General features: G+C 39.4%; 15 protein-coding genes. 13 read left to right on the top strand and 2 right to left on the bottom strand.

The window, feature by feature from the left end; all coding sequences use genetic code 11:
* Positions 1–85 precede the first annotated feature (85 nt).
* The 9 genes from NMK36_RS09030 (at position 86) to NMK36_RS09070 (ending at position 8341) form a co-directional block, all read left to right on the top strand.
* The gene (locus tag NMK36_RS09030; RefSeq protein WP_193868804.1) at positions 86–730 is read left to right on the top strand and encodes a hypothetical protein; all 645 of its coding nucleotides are present in this window, start codon (positions 86–88) and stop codon (positions 728–730) included.
* A gap of 767 nt (positions 731–1497) precedes the next feature.
* Positions 1498–3213: a group II intron reverse transcriptase/maturase gene (gene ltrA, locus NMK36_RS09035; RefSeq protein WP_367997175.1), complete on the top strand. Its 1716-nt coding sequence runs from the start codon at positions 1498–1500 to the stop codon at positions 3211–3213.
* 737 nt (positions 3214–3950) lie between these two features.
* Positions 3951–4166 (top strand): gas vesicle structural protein GvpA, encoded by a 216-nt coding sequence (gvpA, locus tag NMK36_RS09040; RefSeq protein ID WP_002735503.1) that lies wholly within the window; start codon positions 3951–3953, stop codon positions 4164–4166.
* 214 nt (positions 4167–4380) lie between these two features.
* Complete coding sequence (gene gvpC, locus NMK36_RS09045) at positions 4381–4767, top strand: gas vesicle protein GvpC (protein WP_072721099.1); 387 nt, start codon at positions 4381–4383, stop codon at positions 4765–4767.
* Between the two features lie 399 nt (positions 4768–5166).
* On the top strand, positions 5167–6312 hold the full coding sequence (gene gvpN / locus NMK36_RS09050; RefSeq protein WP_254173574.1) for a gas vesicle protein GvpN: 1146 nt from the start codon (positions 5167–5169) through the stop codon (positions 6310–6312).
* A gap of 8 nt (positions 6313–6320) precedes the next feature.
* The gene (locus NMK36_RS09055; protein WP_254173575.1) at positions 6321–6752 is read left to right on the top strand and encodes a gas vesicle protein; all 432 of its coding nucleotides are present in this window, start codon (positions 6321–6323) and stop codon (positions 6750–6752) included.
* A 105-nt stretch (positions 6753–6857) separates the two neighbouring features.
* Positions 6858–7334: a gas vesicle protein K gene (locus tag NMK36_RS09060; RefSeq protein WP_190516864.1), complete on the top strand. Its 477-nt coding sequence runs from the start codon at positions 6858–6860 to the stop codon at positions 7332–7334.
* 15 nt (positions 7335–7349) lie between these two features.
* Complete coding sequence (locus NMK36_RS09065) at positions 7350–8084, top strand: GvpL/GvpF family gas vesicle protein (RefSeq protein WP_193868808.1); 735 nt, start codon at positions 7350–7352, stop codon at positions 8082–8084.
* A gap of 14 nt (positions 8085–8098) precedes the next feature.
* Entirely contained in the window at positions 8099–8341 is a 243-nt protein-coding gene (locus NMK36_RS09070) for a gas vesicle protein GvpG (protein WP_072721105.1), read from the top strand.
* 204 nt (positions 8342–8545) lie between these two features.
* On the opposite strand, the gene NMK36_RS09075 is transcribed toward NMK36_RS09070, so the two are convergent.
* On the bottom strand, positions 8546–8863 hold the full coding sequence (locus tag NMK36_RS09075; protein WP_072721106.1) for a gas vesicle protein: 318 nt from the start codon (positions 8861–8863) through the stop codon (positions 8546–8548).
* Between the two features lie 141 nt (positions 8864–9004).
* Between NMK36_RS09075 and NMK36_RS09080 the strand changes: the two genes are divergently transcribed.
* From NMK36_RS09080 to NMK36_RS09090, 3 genes are all read left to right on the top strand, one after another.
* The gene (locus NMK36_RS09080; RefSeq protein WP_190516860.1) at positions 9005–9688 is read left to right on the top strand and encodes a GvpL/GvpF family gas vesicle protein; all 684 of its coding nucleotides are present in this window, start codon (positions 9005–9007) and stop codon (positions 9686–9688) included.
* A 12-nt stretch (positions 9689–9700) separates the two neighbouring features.
* Positions 9701–11602 (top strand): ArsA family ATPase, encoded by a 1902-nt coding sequence (locus NMK36_RS09085; protein ID WP_254173576.1) that lies wholly within the window; start codon positions 9701–9703, stop codon positions 11600–11602.
* 169 nt (positions 11603–11771) lie between these two features.
* The gene (locus NMK36_RS09090) at positions 11772–13619 is read left to right on the top strand and encodes an AAA family ATPase (RefSeq protein WP_072721110.1); all 1848 of its coding nucleotides are present in this window, start codon (positions 11772–11774) and stop codon (positions 13617–13619) included.
* A 348-nt stretch (positions 13620–13967) separates the two neighbouring features.
* On the opposite strand, the gene NMK36_RS09095 is transcribed toward NMK36_RS09090, so the two are convergent.
* The gene (locus tag NMK36_RS09095; RefSeq protein WP_254173577.1) at positions 13968–15242 is read right to left on the bottom strand and encodes an NAD(P)/FAD-dependent oxidoreductase; all 1275 of its coding nucleotides are present in this window, start codon (positions 15240–15242) and stop codon (positions 13968–13970) included.
* Positions 15243–15984: 742 nt separating this feature from the next.
* Here NMK36_RS09095 and NMK36_RS09100 point away from each other — a divergent pair.
* A complete protein-coding gene (locus NMK36_RS09100) occupies positions 15985–16419 on the top strand; it encodes a hypothetical protein (RefSeq protein ID WP_072721114.1) in 435 nt (144 codons plus the stop codon).
* Positions 16420–16430 lie beyond the last annotated feature (11 nt).

The raw sequence follows: 16430 nt of genomic DNA on the forward strand, positions 1-16430 counted from the left end.
ATCGGGATTGTTACTTTTAAAGCAGCGTCCACGATTCTCCTTCTTTACCAGAAGCCTTTATTTAACTTCACTTGAGAGTATTAATATGCTGAATCATAAACGATGGCCTGAAATCGTAGAATTAATTTTGATTATTGCTGCAATTATTGGTTCTTTTAGTCTTCTCACCGGACAACCCATAACTTATGCAGTGATTCCGGGATCTTTAGCTTTAGGATTGAATTGGTTGAATCGTCAATTATTGGCCCAACAAGCTCGGAAAAGTGCTACCCATACAAAAAGCTTAGTTCAGCAACATCAAGCGGATTTAGATCAATTAATGGATCAATTAAAAAATACAATTAATACTTTAAATATTTCTTCAGGGCTGGCCTTTACTCCGAATCCTCAATTAGCTCAGGAATTACAATCTTTAATGATCGTGATTCAAAATCTATTAGAACGTCAAAATTTATTAGAAAAAACCTTAACGATGATGCAATCGGAGTTAGAAGTTATTGTCCAAACGTTCCAAAAACGCCCTGAATTGGAACAAATCAATAGCTTAACTCATGTTATTGTCGATCTTCAACAATTTATTAATCAATTACCTCAATGGGGAAATTTACAACAACACCAAATGAATGAACTGCATCAAAAAGTAGAACAATCTCTACAACAACTTTCGGCAGAACTCGCTAAAATTCCCCAGCAAATTGAACAGGAAGTTAAGCGACAAGTCAATTCATAACGGGAGTCAAAAGTCAAGAGTTTAGGTTTGTTGCATTATTAAATGGTTGGTGCGAAACGTTCCTGTCAAAGTCTAGGGATAAACCCCAAACGTAAGCAGGGAGATAGGTGTAGACAATTGATAGAAGGGCATTCAAACCCAACAATAAATCCAATCAAAACCTGTCTTAACTTTGGAAATGTGACCCTAAAGGAAGGTCAATCTCGGAGTCAATGGTGCGGCTTTCCGAACAATAAAGTACGGTAGCCCATTCCAAAGAGATACGGCAATTCCCACAGTGTCAGACTGATTATCAAAACACTGAAGCTGGGAGTAAAGGGGAATCGGATATAAGTCAAATACCTAAGTAATTTCTCTAGCCAATTGCCCAAGAATAACGAAAGTGAACATCCGACTTGAACCGTCGTTATAATAAAGTAGCGAAATTGACTTGATTACGCTGCGTTCAAAAGAACAAAGGGAAAAGATGGAAGTTTCAACGATACTTCTATAAAAGGTAAGTATTTCAGTTCAACACTTACTAAGACTCCCAAAAGTACCTCGGCGGATAGGATGATTCTAAAGGCAATAAACCCATTTCCAAGGAACGTTAAAACCCCTCGTATACTCCTACAGAGGTCGAATACTGTTAGGTAGCTACAAATCTAAAGCGTATGTTATGAGGGCGAGAGATGGATTCTGAAGCTAATGCTTAAACGTAATGTTTAAGATATGCCCATGGAGTCCGGTTTAGTTGTTAGGTAAGGTTTTAATTAGCAGTTAAAACGGTGAAAACGAGTATAACCAAGACTACGACTGCATGGAATACTATCAATTGGGCGAAAGTTCAACGGGTAGTATTTAAGCTGCAAAAGAGAATTTACCAGGCATCATTATCGGGACAAAATGCAAAAGCTCGGAAGCTCCAAAAACTTCTAGTCAAGTCATATTACGCCAAACTCTTAGCAATTAGAAGGGTAACTCAAGATAATCAAGGCAAGAAGACATCCGGGATAGATGGGGTTAAATCCATCACACCCAAACAACGATTAGAACTTGCCCAAAACTTGAATAAATACCAAAAGGCAAAACCACTCCGAAGGAAATGGATACCCAAACCCAACGGTGAGGAAAGACCTCTAGGAATTCCAACTATAAACGACAGAGTAAGGCAAGCCTTGGTGAAATCTGCATTAGAGCCACAATGGGAAGCCAGATTTGAGGGTGAAAGCTACGGGTTTAGACCCGGACGCTCTGCCCATGACGCAATGTCACGAGTCTTCCATAGCATCAAACAAGGGGAATATTACATCCTAGATGCTGACATCTCAAAATGCTTCGACCAGATTAATCATGATTACCTACTGTCCAAAATTGATTGTCCATCAATAATAAAAGCCCAAATCAGACAATGGTTGAAAGCTGGAGTAATGGACAACGGCATATTTGAGGCAACCGAGGCAGGTACACCACAAGGAGGTGTTATCAGTCCTCTACTCGCTAACATCGCACTGGATGGAATGATTAGACTAATTGAACATAAATTTCCAAAAAAGAAATACCGTGTTCAAGCCCTAGTCATTAGATATGCCGATGATTTCATCGTGGTAAGTCCACAATTAGAAATTATTCAACAGTGCATGATTGAAATCGAAGAATGGTTAAAACCTATCGGATTAGAACTGAAACCAGCCAAAACCCGAATTTGCCACACATTAAGAGAAATCGAAATAAACGGCGAAAAGGTAAAACCAGGATTCGACTTTCTAGGCTGGAACTTCCGGCAATATCCAGTTGGTAAACACCATTCTAGTAAAACCGGAAGTCAAAAACCCAAATTATTAGGTTTTAAAACCTTAATCAAACCTAGTAAGAAATCAATCAAAGCTCACTCGGATAAGGTGAAGGAAGTAATTAAAACCCACAAAACTGCACCCCAACACGCATTAATCAAAAACCTAAACCCAGTCATAAGAGGATGGTGTAACTACCATTCCAAAGTTGTTTCCAAAGAAACATTCTCCTCATTAGACTATGTTACATGGCAAAGATTAAGAGCATGGACAGTCAGCCGATGCGGTAAAGCAAGTTACAAAAAACTGAAAAACTACTTCAGAAAAAACGAGAATAGGGCATGGAGTTTTGAAACCAAAGACGGGTATAAACTACTAACCCATGCAGAAATACCTATCACCCGCCATGTAACTGTAAGACCTGACGCATCACCTTATGATGGAAACTGGACTTACTGGAGTACAAGAAAAGGAACATCTTTTGATGTACCTAAAAGAGTAGCAACTTTGCTCAAAAAGCAAAAAGGTAAATGTAACTTCTGTGGACAATATTTTACCCCAGAAGATGTTGTAGAAATCGACCATATTCATCCTACATCTTTAGGCGGGAAAAACGAATATAAGAACCTGCAACTATTACATCGCCATTGTCACGATATCAAAACGGCAACTGATGGGTCTTACAACTCAATCATAAACCAGATGTTCTGATGATAACAGTCAACTAGACTAGGAGCCGTGTGCGGTGAAAGTCGCAAGCACGGTTCTGAATGGGAGGTGAGGGTTGTAAAGCCCTCATCGACCCCTAATAGTATCCTTTGTCTTCTGCCTTCTCATTATATTAGATCATTGGCATTCCACCCAAAGAAGAGGCTGTTTCAAGCGATAAGATCTCCGTACTGCCTTAAGTGTACATCCGTATATTTACGGTTGTATCCGTATATTTACGGTTGTATTCATCTAAACTCTCAAATCAATTCTTGGTGGTGTAAGTATTGCCAGAGAATTCAAGACTTCTGACTTAACCCTTGAAAATACCTAAAACCCTAGCACTGTAAGGAGTTTCAAGTCGGGTAGTATTCATATTGAGAGGAAGAAATTTATATAAAAAGTTGCATTTTTAATGAATGTTAACTGATCTCAAACAAAAATTCTACCCTGATCCTAATCAAAGTATTGATGTTCGATCAATTTTATTGACCGTAATTTCTCTTATGTTTAATCAAAATATCCGTAATTGTACCAAAATGAACTTTACATTATTACATAATGCAATAAAAACCTTTTGAAAAAAACAAAATAAGCTTTACATTATTTAACAAAAAACTTTTGAAAAAGTGTTGACAAATTTAAAAAACAATTGGTATGATTCAAAGTGTCAGGGAGAGGTGAAAGACTTCTTAACCCTAGACAAAACAAACAACAATGAGTAATAAAGGTACAAAACCATGGCTGTCGAAAAAACCAATTCTTCCTCTAGTTTAGCTGAAGTTATTGATCGCATTCTTGACAAAGGGATCGTTATTGATGCTTGGGCTCGTGTCTCTCTTGTGGGAATTGAACTGTTAGCAATTGAAGCCCGCGTCGTTATCGCTTCTGTTGAAACCTACCTGAAATATGCTGAAGCTGTTGGTCTGACTCAATCCGCTGCGGTTCCTGCCTAAGATTAATAATAGATTTTTCAATCTTCTGATTGAGGAATCTTCAAGTTCTGAACAATTGTCTGCTTTTCTTTTATCCCCTAACCTTCGTAAAGACTCCATAGGATGAGGGAGCGGGAAAAGCAGGTATTTGTACTGTTTAACCCCAGTCAGTCGCTGTCAATATTCGGCTGATGAGTGGGGTTAGTCATGATTTAGTGTTATTGAGGAAAACCCCATGACTGCTCTCATGGAAAAATTCCGACAGGAGCGTTTATCAATTGCAGAAGAAGTGGCTGAACTCTGCCAAGAGACTCAAGCTTTTCTGTCGGCTACCCAAGTTAAAAGACAACAACAAGCTGAAGAGCAAGCGATTTCCCTAAGTCAATTTCACAAAAAATTGAAACAAGAAAATCGAGTGTTTTTAACAGCTATCCACAAAGAACGTCTGTCCCAAGCCAAGAAACAAGCGATTTCCCTAAGTCAATTTCACAAAAAATTGAAACAAGAAAATCGAGTGTTTTTAACAGCTATCCAAAAAGAACGTCTAGCTCAAGCGAAGCAGCAAAAACAAGATTTGCGCCAATTTCGTAAAGAGTTGTCTATCTATGTTTTTGGAAAATAATTCTCCTGGTTCGTTTTAACCAAGCTCAAAGACTAGGATAAAAAAACCCCTCTAGTCGCTTTTTGTCGAGCTAAACTAGAGGGTTATCATTAAAATACAACAACGAGTTTTAGGTTTTTAACCTAGTGTGACTAATCCTACTTCTTTTGAGATCCCAAACTCATGGTAGAAGTAGAACTCCTGTCCTAACGGATACAGGATTCCTGCAAACTAAGGGCTAGTTACCTTTTACCCTTAGCAGGCAATAACGGTTAGTCTTACCGCTAACAGATTTGCACGAATTGTAGCTTTGGTAACTATATATAACTGTATTTACAGAATAGCACATTTGTTTGCAATTTGTCAACTTTCTTCATCAAGCTTCTCAGAAAATTTATTGACGTTTACTAGATTTCAACCATGACAGTTGCTGAACCTCAAACAAGAAGATCTGTCCTCCGCGTTCGCCCTGGTCAATTTGTCGTCACACCTTCAATTCATCAAATTACAACCCGGGCTTTACGTTACCTGCACTCTGGTTTTTCCATTCATCTGCGTGGCCCTGCCGGAACCGGAAAAACCACACTAGCCATGCACCTGGCTAATTGTTTAGCTAGACCCGTCATGCTAATTTTCGGAGATGATGACTTCACCAGTTCCGATTTAATTGGCTCTCAGTCAGGTTATACCCACAAAAAACTGATGGATAACTATATCCACAGCGTTCTCAAAGTTGAGGACGAGCTCAAACATAATTGGGTGGATTCTCGATTGACGATGGCCTGTCGAGAAGGATTTACGTTAGTTTATGATGAATTTAACCGTTCTCGACCCGAAGTCAACAACGTTTTACTCTCCGCCTTAGAAGAAAAAATTCTGACCCTGCCGCCCACTAGCAATCAACCCGATTACCTGCAAGTCCATTCTCAGTTTCGGGCAATTTTTACCTCTAACCCGGAAGAATATTGTGGCGTTCATGCTACCCAAGATGCCTTAATGGATCGGTTGGTAACCATTAATATGCCAGAACCGGATGAACTGACTCAGACTGAAATTCTCGCCCAAAAAACGGGTATTCGTCGAGAAGATGCGTTATTTATTGTCAACCTCGTCAAAACTTTCCGTCTGAAAACTACGGCTGAAAAAACATCAGGTTTGCGTTCTTGTTTAATGATTGCCAAAGTCTGCGCCGAACACGAGATTGTTGCCACCCCCAATCACGCAGATTTCCGCGATATTTGTGCAGATGTTCTCTTATCACGGACTAATTTACCCATCGATCAATCGACAACTATTTTATGGGAAATTCTTAACGAGAATCCAACAGAATCCTTACCTGTTGTAGAAGAAACGGGTAGTCCAAATGCCAGTGCGTTACCTCCTGATCCTTTAAAGGAACATGAACAGAAAATTTATAATTATTTGCAGCAAACCCGCAAAGCCAGCTTTCATGAAATTTACAAAACTTTAAACCTCAAGCAAAATCAAGCAGAAAAAGCTGTTCGTTCTTTACTGCAAAAGAAATTGTTGAAACAACAAGACCAGTTTTATATTCTTTTTGAGTGAAACCAACCGTGACTTCCTCCACTTTTGCTCCCCCCATCAAAAGCCACTCAAATAGCTCCATAACAACGGCTACTCAAGGTTCTAGTTTAGCGGATATCCTTGAACGAGTTTTAGATAAAGGAATTGTGATTGCGGGCGATATTTCTGTGGCAATCGCTTCTACTGAACTTCTACATATCCGCATTCGTCTATTAATTGCCTCTGTTGATAAAGCACGGGAGATTGGAATTAATTGGTGGGAAAGTGACCCCTATCTTAATAGTCAATCTCAAGCTTTATTAACAGAAAATAAAGAACTTTCACAGCGACTCCAGAGCTTAGAAGCTGAACTTAAAGCCTTAAAATCCTTAACCCAATCGAGTGCAATAGAAAGCCATGATACCAGTCCGAACAATGAAAAACATTCCCAAAAGCCAAACAATTCTTTGCTTAAGTCCTAACAAGTTAGGAGGTAGTTTGCCTCATTTAAACTTAGAGAAAATTTCAAGTTTGCGAAATTCCAGGCTTGAGCTTCGTCGCCAAAAACCTATTTACTAACTGCGATTATGACACTTGTTTGCACACCTTGTGATACTGCCCATGAGATCTTACCGACTTCTGAAACAACTCATAGTAAAGGGGGTTTAGCACCTTTACTGTTAACGGTGGTAGAACTGGTACGTCAACTGTTAGAAGCTCAAATCATTCGCCGCATGGAAGAAGGCAGAATTCTCAGCGAAGCTGATTTAGATAGAGCCGCAGAAAGTTTGCAAAAATTACAAGAGCAAATTCTCCATTTGTGTGCAATTTTTGAAGTCGATCCGAAAGATTTGAATATCAATCTTGGAGAATTTGGTACGCTTTTACCCTCCCCAGGAAGCTATTACCCTGGAGAATATAGCGCCAGTCCTTCTATATTAGAATTGGTTGATCGACTTTTAAATACTGGAGTTGTTGTAGAAGGAAATGTCGATTTAGGTTTAGCCAAACTTGATTTAATTCATCTAAAGCTTCGTTTAGTGCTAACTTCTCAGCCCCTTTAATTTTGGAGATGATTTATGGCTACGGGTCTTTATTTATATGGAATATTTGCCGATCAGATTCCTGACGAAATGGTTTGGGAAGGGATTGATCATGAACTCGTTCACAGTGAAGTCATTGAAGGATTTAGTTTTCTCTACTCTGTTGTTCATAAAGAGAAATATTTGGCTTCCCGTCGCTATCTAATCTGTCATGAAAAAGTCCTAGAAAACGTAATGGAAGCAGGGTTCCGTACTTTGCTACCATTGCGTTTTGGATTGGTTGTGAAAACCTGGGAAACGGTGATAGAACAATTGATTATCCCTTATCAGAATCAACTCAAAGAGTTATTTACCAAATTGTCAGGAAAACGAGAAGTTAGCATTAAGATTTTTTGGGATAGCCCGTCTGAATTAAAAAGAATTCTCGAGTGTAATCAGGAGTTGAAAAAACAACGGGATGATATGCTCGGCAAAACGTTAACGATGGAAGAAATTATCTATATTGGTCAAAGGATTGAAAACAGCTTATACCAATGTAAACAAGAAATTGTTCAGGTCTTTCGAGATCAATTAAATCACTGTGCTCAAGAGGTTGTAGAAAACGAGCCGATGATGGATGACATGATTTACAATACGGCTTATTTAATTCCTTGGGATCAAGAATCTGAATTTAGTCAGAAAGTTGAAGCGATCGATCAACAATTTGGCGATCGCTTGCGAATTCGCTACAACAATTTAACAGCACCTTATACCTTTGCTCAACTCATGTAAGGAGAGTATCAGTTATGTTTCTTGATCTTTTATGCTTTCCTGTTACCGGGCCCCTGAATGGCTTAATCTGGATCGGAGAGAAAATTGAAGAGCGTGCAAATACGGAATATGATGACACTGAAAATTTGCACAAATTATTATTATCATTACAACTAGCTTATGATATGGGCAACATTTCTGAGGAAGAGTTTGAAATTCAGGAAGAAGAACTTTTATTAAAAATTCAGGCTTTAGAAGAAGAGTCTGTAGAGAACTAGCCTCAATATCCTGATCACCTTCATGAGTAGAAAAAGATAAAAATTATTGTTGAATTAAAATCCTATTCTTGCATTTTCCTAATCTCATCGATTGATAAAAGCTAGAGATAGGATTATTTTTTTTTCTATCATGATCTTAAAAAAGCGGGTTTTACAAGGTAAAGAATTAAAGAAATTCCCATCTTTAACCCGCACTCTTCAGTTTTAATATTCCAGGTAAAAGGCTTGGAAATTAGAAGACTGAGCAATCGGTTTAGAAGGATGAAGCATTTTAGGTATAGTGGGATTAGCTTGGCGTAAATCTTGAATAGTCTGTTCTGTACTATCGATTTGATGATTCAGAACCGTGAGACGATTTTTTAACTGTTGAAGTCGCTGCTCCATCAATTGTAATTCTTTTTGGATACGCTGTTTTTCAGTAATCAACTTATACAATTCAAGTTGCTGAGATGCTTCAGATTTATTCCGAGGCATAGTGCTGATTTTAGGTTTGATTGGGCCTTTAACACGATTGCTTGTCATAAGAATTCCTGAATAGTTTATAATATTATAGCGAGGAATTGGATGTTATACATGGTTTTCTTAAAAAAAGACTAAAACTGAAATTTCACTTTCAAATACAAAGATTTGTAAAATTTTTGAAAAATTTCTTTTGCCAGCCCTATGAAATTATATAATTTATATACTTACGCTTTTTTAAAAACTCCAAAACAGATCTTGAAATTACCTGTTGGAATTGCCAGCCCAGTCTTACTGATGGCTTCAGGAAAAATCTCGGCTCTAGTAGAACCAGACGTCTGTTTAGATGCCTTACAAAAGGATAATGAACGCTTAATTCAAGCTGTTTTATCCCATGATCGTGTCATCTGCGAATTGTTTCAGCAAACGACAGTTTTGCCCTTACGTTTTGGCACGTCTTTTTTAGAGGGAGACAATTTACTTGATCATCTCGGTTCTAATAGCGAAGAATACCAAAAAAAGCTCCAACAACTCCAAGGAAAAGGGGAATATATTTTAAAATGTATTCCTCGTAAGTTAGAGGAACCTGTTTTAGGTTCTGAGATGACGGGAAGACAATATTTTTTAGTTAAAAAACAGCACTATCAAACCCAACAAAACTTTTATATCCTGCAAGCAACAGAATGGCAAAAGGTCGTTCATTTAGTTACCGATCAGTATCAATCAACGATTATCAATGCTTGTCCAGGAGCAGAATCACGAATTTATCTTTTAGTGCCTTGTCAAGATGAACCTTTCCTAACTAATCATTTCTTGAATTGGCAGAAAGTTTGTCCCCGTTGGGAATTGCAATTAGGACAAGTTTCTCCACCCTATCACTTTATTTAACTGAGTTTCTATATGATTAACTTTCACCCTGTAAACAACATTCTTAACCCTTATGACACTCGCCATTTAGTCATGTTTAGTGGCAAAGGAGGAGTGGGAAAAACCACCCTTTCCTGTGGATTTGCTCGTCGTTGGGCTAAATTATTTCCTGATGAGCAAATCCTATTAATCTCAACAGATCCAGCCCATTCTTTAGGAGATATCTTACAAACACAAGTCTTAGATCAAGCATTACCTTTAAAAGACTTACCAAATTTAAAGGTTAGAGCGTTAGATGCGGGAAAATTACTATTAGAATTTAAAGAAAAATATGGAAAATTTTTAGAACTCTTAGTTGAACGAGGCAGCTTTGTTGAAGGAGAAGATTTAACCCCTGTTTGGGATTTAGACTGGCCCGGTTTAGATGAAATTATGGGGTTATTAGAAATTCAACGGTTACTCACTGAAAAAATAGTTGATCGAATTGTTGTTGATATGGCTCCTTCCGGTCATACCTTAAATTTATTAGGAATTAAAGATTTTTTAGAGATTATTTTAAATTCTTTGGAATTATTTCAAGAAAAACATCGAGTCATCTCCCAAACCTTTGTAAAAACTTACAATGCGGATGAAGTGGATGACTTTTTGGTCAAAATGAAATCGGAATTAACCGAAGGAAAACAACTATTGCAAGATGCCAGTTTCACTGTTTGTTTAGTTGTGGCCATTGCAGAACCGATGAGTTTATTAGAAACCGAACGATTACTCAAGAGTTTGCAGCACTTAAATATTCCCTGCGGTAGTTTATTTATCAATCGAATTTTATCCCAATCAAACCTAAACTTAGATCGCTATAGCGAACAACAAGAACTTCTGAGTAAATTCCTTAAACTTCCGGGTCAAGATGCCATTTTTACCCTTCCCCAACAATCAACAGAACCTCTAGGGAGTGAAGCTTTAGATCTGATCATGAGCCAAATTCAAACCCTTGAAACTGTAGAATTAGTTCCCCCACCTCTTATCCAATGGCCAGAAAAAATTCTCCCTAGTTTTAGCGATTTTATTGCTGAAAAACGTCAATTAATTATCATTGGAGGAAAGGGAGGTGTAGGTAAAACAACTGTTGCTGCTGCCCTAGGTTGGGGATTAGCCCATCGTTATCCTGAGAAAAATATTCGGATTATTTCTATTGATCCAGCCCATTCTTTAGGAGATGCCTTTGGGGAAAAATTAGGACATCAACCCACACAATTAACCGCCAATTTAAGCGGTCAAGAAGTCGATGCTGATATTGTTTTAGAGCAATTTCGCAATGATTATTTGTGGGAACTTGCAGAAATGATTAGCGGTGAAGGCAAGGAAGACGGATCGATAAAACTGGCCTATACTCCTGAGGCTTGGCGACAAATTGTAGCTCAATCCTTACCGGGAATTGATGAAATGCTCTCGTTAGTAACCGTCATGGATTTATTAGACCAGAAACAACAAGACTTAATTATTTTAGATACGGCTCCTACCGGTCATCTTCTGCGTTTTTTAGAAATGCCAACCGCTTTAGGGGAGTGGTTAGCTTGGATTTTTAAGCTGTGGATGAAGTATCAAAATGTATTAGGGCGTTTAGATTTAATGGGGCGATTGCGAACCTTAAGACAACAAGTGATGCAAGCCCAGAAAAAACTAAAAAATCCCCAACATACAGAATTTATTGGGATTCTGCAAGCCCAAGATGCCATTGTTGCCGAACAAGTTCGATTAACAGCATCTTTGAAAAAAATGGGAGTCTATCAACGCTATGTCGTGCAGAACCGTTATCACGCGCATGAGGAAATTGATCGGGATTTATTCCCGGATCAAACTCTGATTCGCCTACCCAGTTTACCTCGGTCAGTGGAACCTCTAGCCCGAGTTAAAGGGGCTGCCGATCTTCTGTTTTAAAGGCATTGATAGCAACCCCCTGGTGCAATTAGGACATGAGAAATCATTGAAACCCCGGTTTTTCGGTTTTTTACCTGGACTCATCGCTACTATAGGTGTAAACCTTAGATTCCTCAACCCCATCTTATCTACCCAGCCTCTATTGTTCAATTGATTCAGGAGAAATTTTATGACAGAGTTATTCAAAGGTTTTGAGCAATTAGTCGAACTGGCGAAAACCTTAGAAGAAAAACTTGAAAAAGGAGAAATTAAAACTGAAGTGCAGTTTAGTTCTCGTCCCTTGAGTAATATTCCCCGTTCTGGTGGGATTCCCCGTCCAGGCGGCATTCCCCGCACGAGCAGTTCTGGTGGGGGTGATTTTGAGGTCAATCGCAGTCGCTCATCTTCCCCCTCAGATTCAGGATTTGAAGACACTATGACACCCCCAGAAGAAGCTACCACCCCTTCCCTTAAAGACGTTGGCGGATTGACAGAAGTTCTCAAAGAACTCAAAGAACTGATTGCCATTCCCCTAAAACGCCCCGACTTATTAGCGAAATTAGGACTCGAACCCACTCGTGGGGTGCTGTTGGTTGGCCCCCCAGGAACAGGCAAAACCCTGACCGCCCGTGCCCTGGCGGAAGAACTCGGTGTTAACTATATTGCCTTAGTCGGGCCAGAGGTGATGAGTAAATATTATGGGGAAGCCGAACAACGACTGCGAGGAATTTTTGAGAAAGCCGCAAAAAATGCGCCTTGTATCGTTTTTATTGACGAAATTGATAGCATGGCTCCTGATCGCAGCAAAGTGGAAGGGGAAGTGGAAAAACGACTCGTTGCCCAACTGCTGAGTTTAATGGATGGCTTTTCCCAAGCTCAAGGGGTGATTGTTCTTGCCGCCACGAACCGCCCCGACCATCTTGATCCCGCCTTACGCCGCCCCGGACGGTTTGACCGAGAAGTGCAGTTTCGGGTTCCTGACCGCAATGGACGTTTAGAAATTCTCCAGATTCTCACCCGTTCCATGCCCTTAGATGAATCGGTTTCCTTAGCTTTGATTGCGGATAATGCCGTGGGATTTGTGGGGTCAGATTTAAAAGCAGTTTGCCAGAAAGCAGCCTATAGTGCTTTGCGACGTCAGGTTCCTACGATTGAATCCAAAATTCCAGAAATCATGACAGTCAGCCAGTCCGACTTTTTGCAAGCCCTCAAAGAAGTTAAACCTGCGGTGTTGCGGTCTGTGGAAGTGGAATCTCCCCATATCGCTTGGGACAATATTGGCGGACTTGAACAAATTAAACAAACCCTACAGGAATCTGTGGAAGGAGCATTACTCCATCCCCAATTATATATGCAAACCAAAGCCCAAGCACCCAAAGGCATTTTGCTTTGGGGGCCACCGGGAACGGGGAAAACCTTATTGGCGAAAGCCGTTGCATCTCAGGCGCGAGCGAATTTTATTAGTATTAATGGCCCGGAACTTCTGAGTAAATGGGTGGGAGCCAGTGAACAAGCGGTACGGGAGTTATTTGCCAAAGCTCGTCAAGCTGCGCCTTGTGTAGTGTTTATTGATGAAATTGATACCTTAGCTCCAGCAAGAGGCCGTTATAGCGGGGATTCTGGGGTAAGTGACCGAGTTGTGGGACAAATTTTGACCGAGTTAGATGGATTGCAAACGGGGGCGACGATTTTGGTGATTGGGGCTACAAACCGCCCGGATGCGTTAGACCCAGCCTTATTACGGGCGGGACGGTTAGATTTACAGTTAAAAGTGGATTTACCGAGTGCTTCTAGTCGTTTAGCAATTTTACAAGTCCATAACGATGAACGTCCTTTACAGGATGTGGATTTAGGTTATTGGGCCGAAGCAACGGAAGGCTGGAATGGGGCGGATTTAGCGTTATTATGTAACCAAGCCGCACTGGTAGCGATTCGTCGTTATCGGCATCAGGGAATGACTGACCCGACTGAGATTCGGATTACAACGGGTGATTTCAATGCTGCTTATCAAGTGTTAGTTGAACAGCGTGCAACTTAATATCCTACTGTCCCCTATGTCAGGGTGAACGAAGTTAAGCATCTCTGGTTAACTTACAACTCCCATTCCACAGATATTTCAGAAGATTTAATTTCTGATTAAATTGGAACCAATAAAAGTCCAAATTATTACATAGCAATAATTTGGGCTTTTTTTAATGTAGGATAATAATTGAGAGAAAGGGTAAAATATAGCACCACGCATTTTTTTAGAATCAGTGGAAAATTTTAGCCTTCATCTGCGGAATGTGGGTTTTAATCTTAAAACTCTTTTTTTCGAGAAACCGGATTTTTTAAGCTTTAAGTTCTTCCTAAAGTTCTTTGAAAAAACCCGGCTTCTCAAATAAAATTAACCTTTCAACGACTTCAAACGATCTGCCTCAAAGGGCGCACCTTTTAACATCCGATTCCAATATAACCAAGGTAAAATATAACGCTTGGCTAACCACATACTATAACGTTCTTGTGTGGGGTCAAAGGGAAAACTAGAGTCAGGTTTATTTTCATAAGTAAACTCCGCCATAATCGTTTTTCCATAACCCGTAATTAACGGACAGCAGGTATAACCATCATAACTTCCTGTTAGTTTTTGAGACTGAATTAAACTGTAGAGATTTTCCACTAATGCAGGTGCTTGTTTCCGAATTGCTGCTGCGGTTTTAGAAGTCGGTAGGGAAGAAGCATCTCCTAACGCAAATACATTCGGATAAATGTTATGTTGTAACGTTGTTTTATTCACATCTACCCATCCCCCCGGTTGTACTGCTAAGGGACTATTTTTAATAAAATCCGGGGAACTCATGGGTGGCGTGACGTGAATTAAATCATATTTAATCCTGACTTCCTCCACTCCATTAGCCGTTGTGACAGTAAAAATGGCTTCTTTGGTTTCGGGTTTAATCGCTTTGAGATTATGTTGATACTTAACATCAATATTGCGACGTTCCACGACTTTTTCTAATGCTTCACAATAGCCCGGAATGGGAAACATTTTGCCAACCGCCGTACAATACATAACCCGGCTTTTTTCCCGTACCCCATTGTTGCGGAAGGTATCATCCGCTAAATACATAATCTTTTGGGGTGCGCCTCCACATTTAATGGGTGTGGATGGAAAGGTAAAAATTGCCGTTCCCCCTTTAAAATTCTTTAACAATTCCCAAGTATAGGGCGCGTATTCTAAAGAATAATTACTTGTGACTCCATTTTTACCAATGGCATCTTTTAATCCTTCGACTAAATGCCAATCAATTTGAATCCCTGGACAAACCACTAAGTATTGATATTGAATGCGCTGGCCATCTTGGGTAATGACTACATTATTTTCCGGTTCAAATTGATCCGCATAAGTTTTAATCCACTTGACACCAGGAGGAATACAGTCTTTTTCGTCTTTAATCGTATCGTCAATGTTATAAGCACCCCCACCCACTAACGTCCAAGCGGGTTGATAGTAATGTTTCTCTGAGGGTTCAATAATAGCAATATCCAGGCTAGAATCTTTCCGCATCAGTTGGGCGGCGACGGTAATTCCTCCGGCTCCTCCCCCAACAATCACAATTTGATGGCGGGCTGTATGGGGTGTTGTATCGGAATTTGATGCTTGTAGGTTTGTACTTGACATAATGGCTGGTCGCTTTTGGACAAATCTCCTTTTTGAGTGTAGAGGGGAAGTCACCCTTGGGCACAATCCATTAACAACTTTTAAGAATTATGGCCCAAAGGATGATTTTAGGCTTCTCCTCAACCCTTTTATTCTCTGTTAGAAATTTTTTTAGATATCTACCTTAACTCCTTCACCGCAAATCTTGGGGAGAATAATTATTAACATTAATCAATAAATTTATTTTATAATTTTTGATAAAGAGCTTTAAAAGTATTAATTTAGAATCTATATTCTAATCATTTATGGATTGATTGCTAAAGGATATTGCTTTTTTAGAATTTATTTTAAAAGTCTATGAATACAATCACTTATTGCTCATCATTTAAAAAATAAAAATCTATCTTTATGAAGATTTACAAAAATTAATTTATTTGTTATATTTATTAATACATAAAAAAGTACCTGGTTATCAATCGATAATATAGTACATATTTATAATTAAACTCTATGTTTTTTCCAAAACAAAGCCATCTCATCGGTATTAAAGGATTACGGATTCCTCGAAAGTAATTGTAAAATATTTATCCTATTCGGAATTTAATTTTAGGATTAATATAGATTTAAGGAGGAGTTAAGAGGCAATTTAACCCCTAGAATAAAAATAAGGAAATACCCATTAGTCGATTGGCTCTGCTTTTAGGTTAAATTTCTGCTCCGTCAACCTTAAATTTAGCAATTAAAACCTTAAAACAGTAGACTTATGGCTTCACAACACCAAGTTAAACAATATTTAGCCTACTGGTTTCAGTTAGGTAAAAAAGTGTTAATTCGCAACGGTGCAGAATCTCGCTTACCCCAACCTGTCGTTCAAGGAGACAGATATAGCCGCGAGTTTGAGGACTGCTGGAAGGAAATCCTTTCCCCTGACTCTGGGGAGTGTTATTTGGAAGGCACAGAGCAAACCATTGAAGATCTGCTCTCCTCACAATGGGAAATTGAATCCTGTGCCCGTTGTTCTCTCTCAGTGCCGGTGAAAGTTGCCGGAATGCCTCCTAATTGTTGTCCCTGCTTCGATTTACCCACCTGGCCGAATCTGGAAGCTCCCTTACCCCGTCTTCCGGTGAGTACCCGCCTCTATCTCTTGAATATTTGCAACCGACTGACCCACACAACAGAAACAGGGAATTGTGAGTAGGGTTAATTCCC

This window comes from Planktothrix pseudagardhii, assembly GCF_904830925.1.
GTDB lineage: Bacteria > Cyanobacteriota > Cyanobacteriia > Cyanobacteriales > Microcoleaceae > Planktothrix > Planktothrix tepida.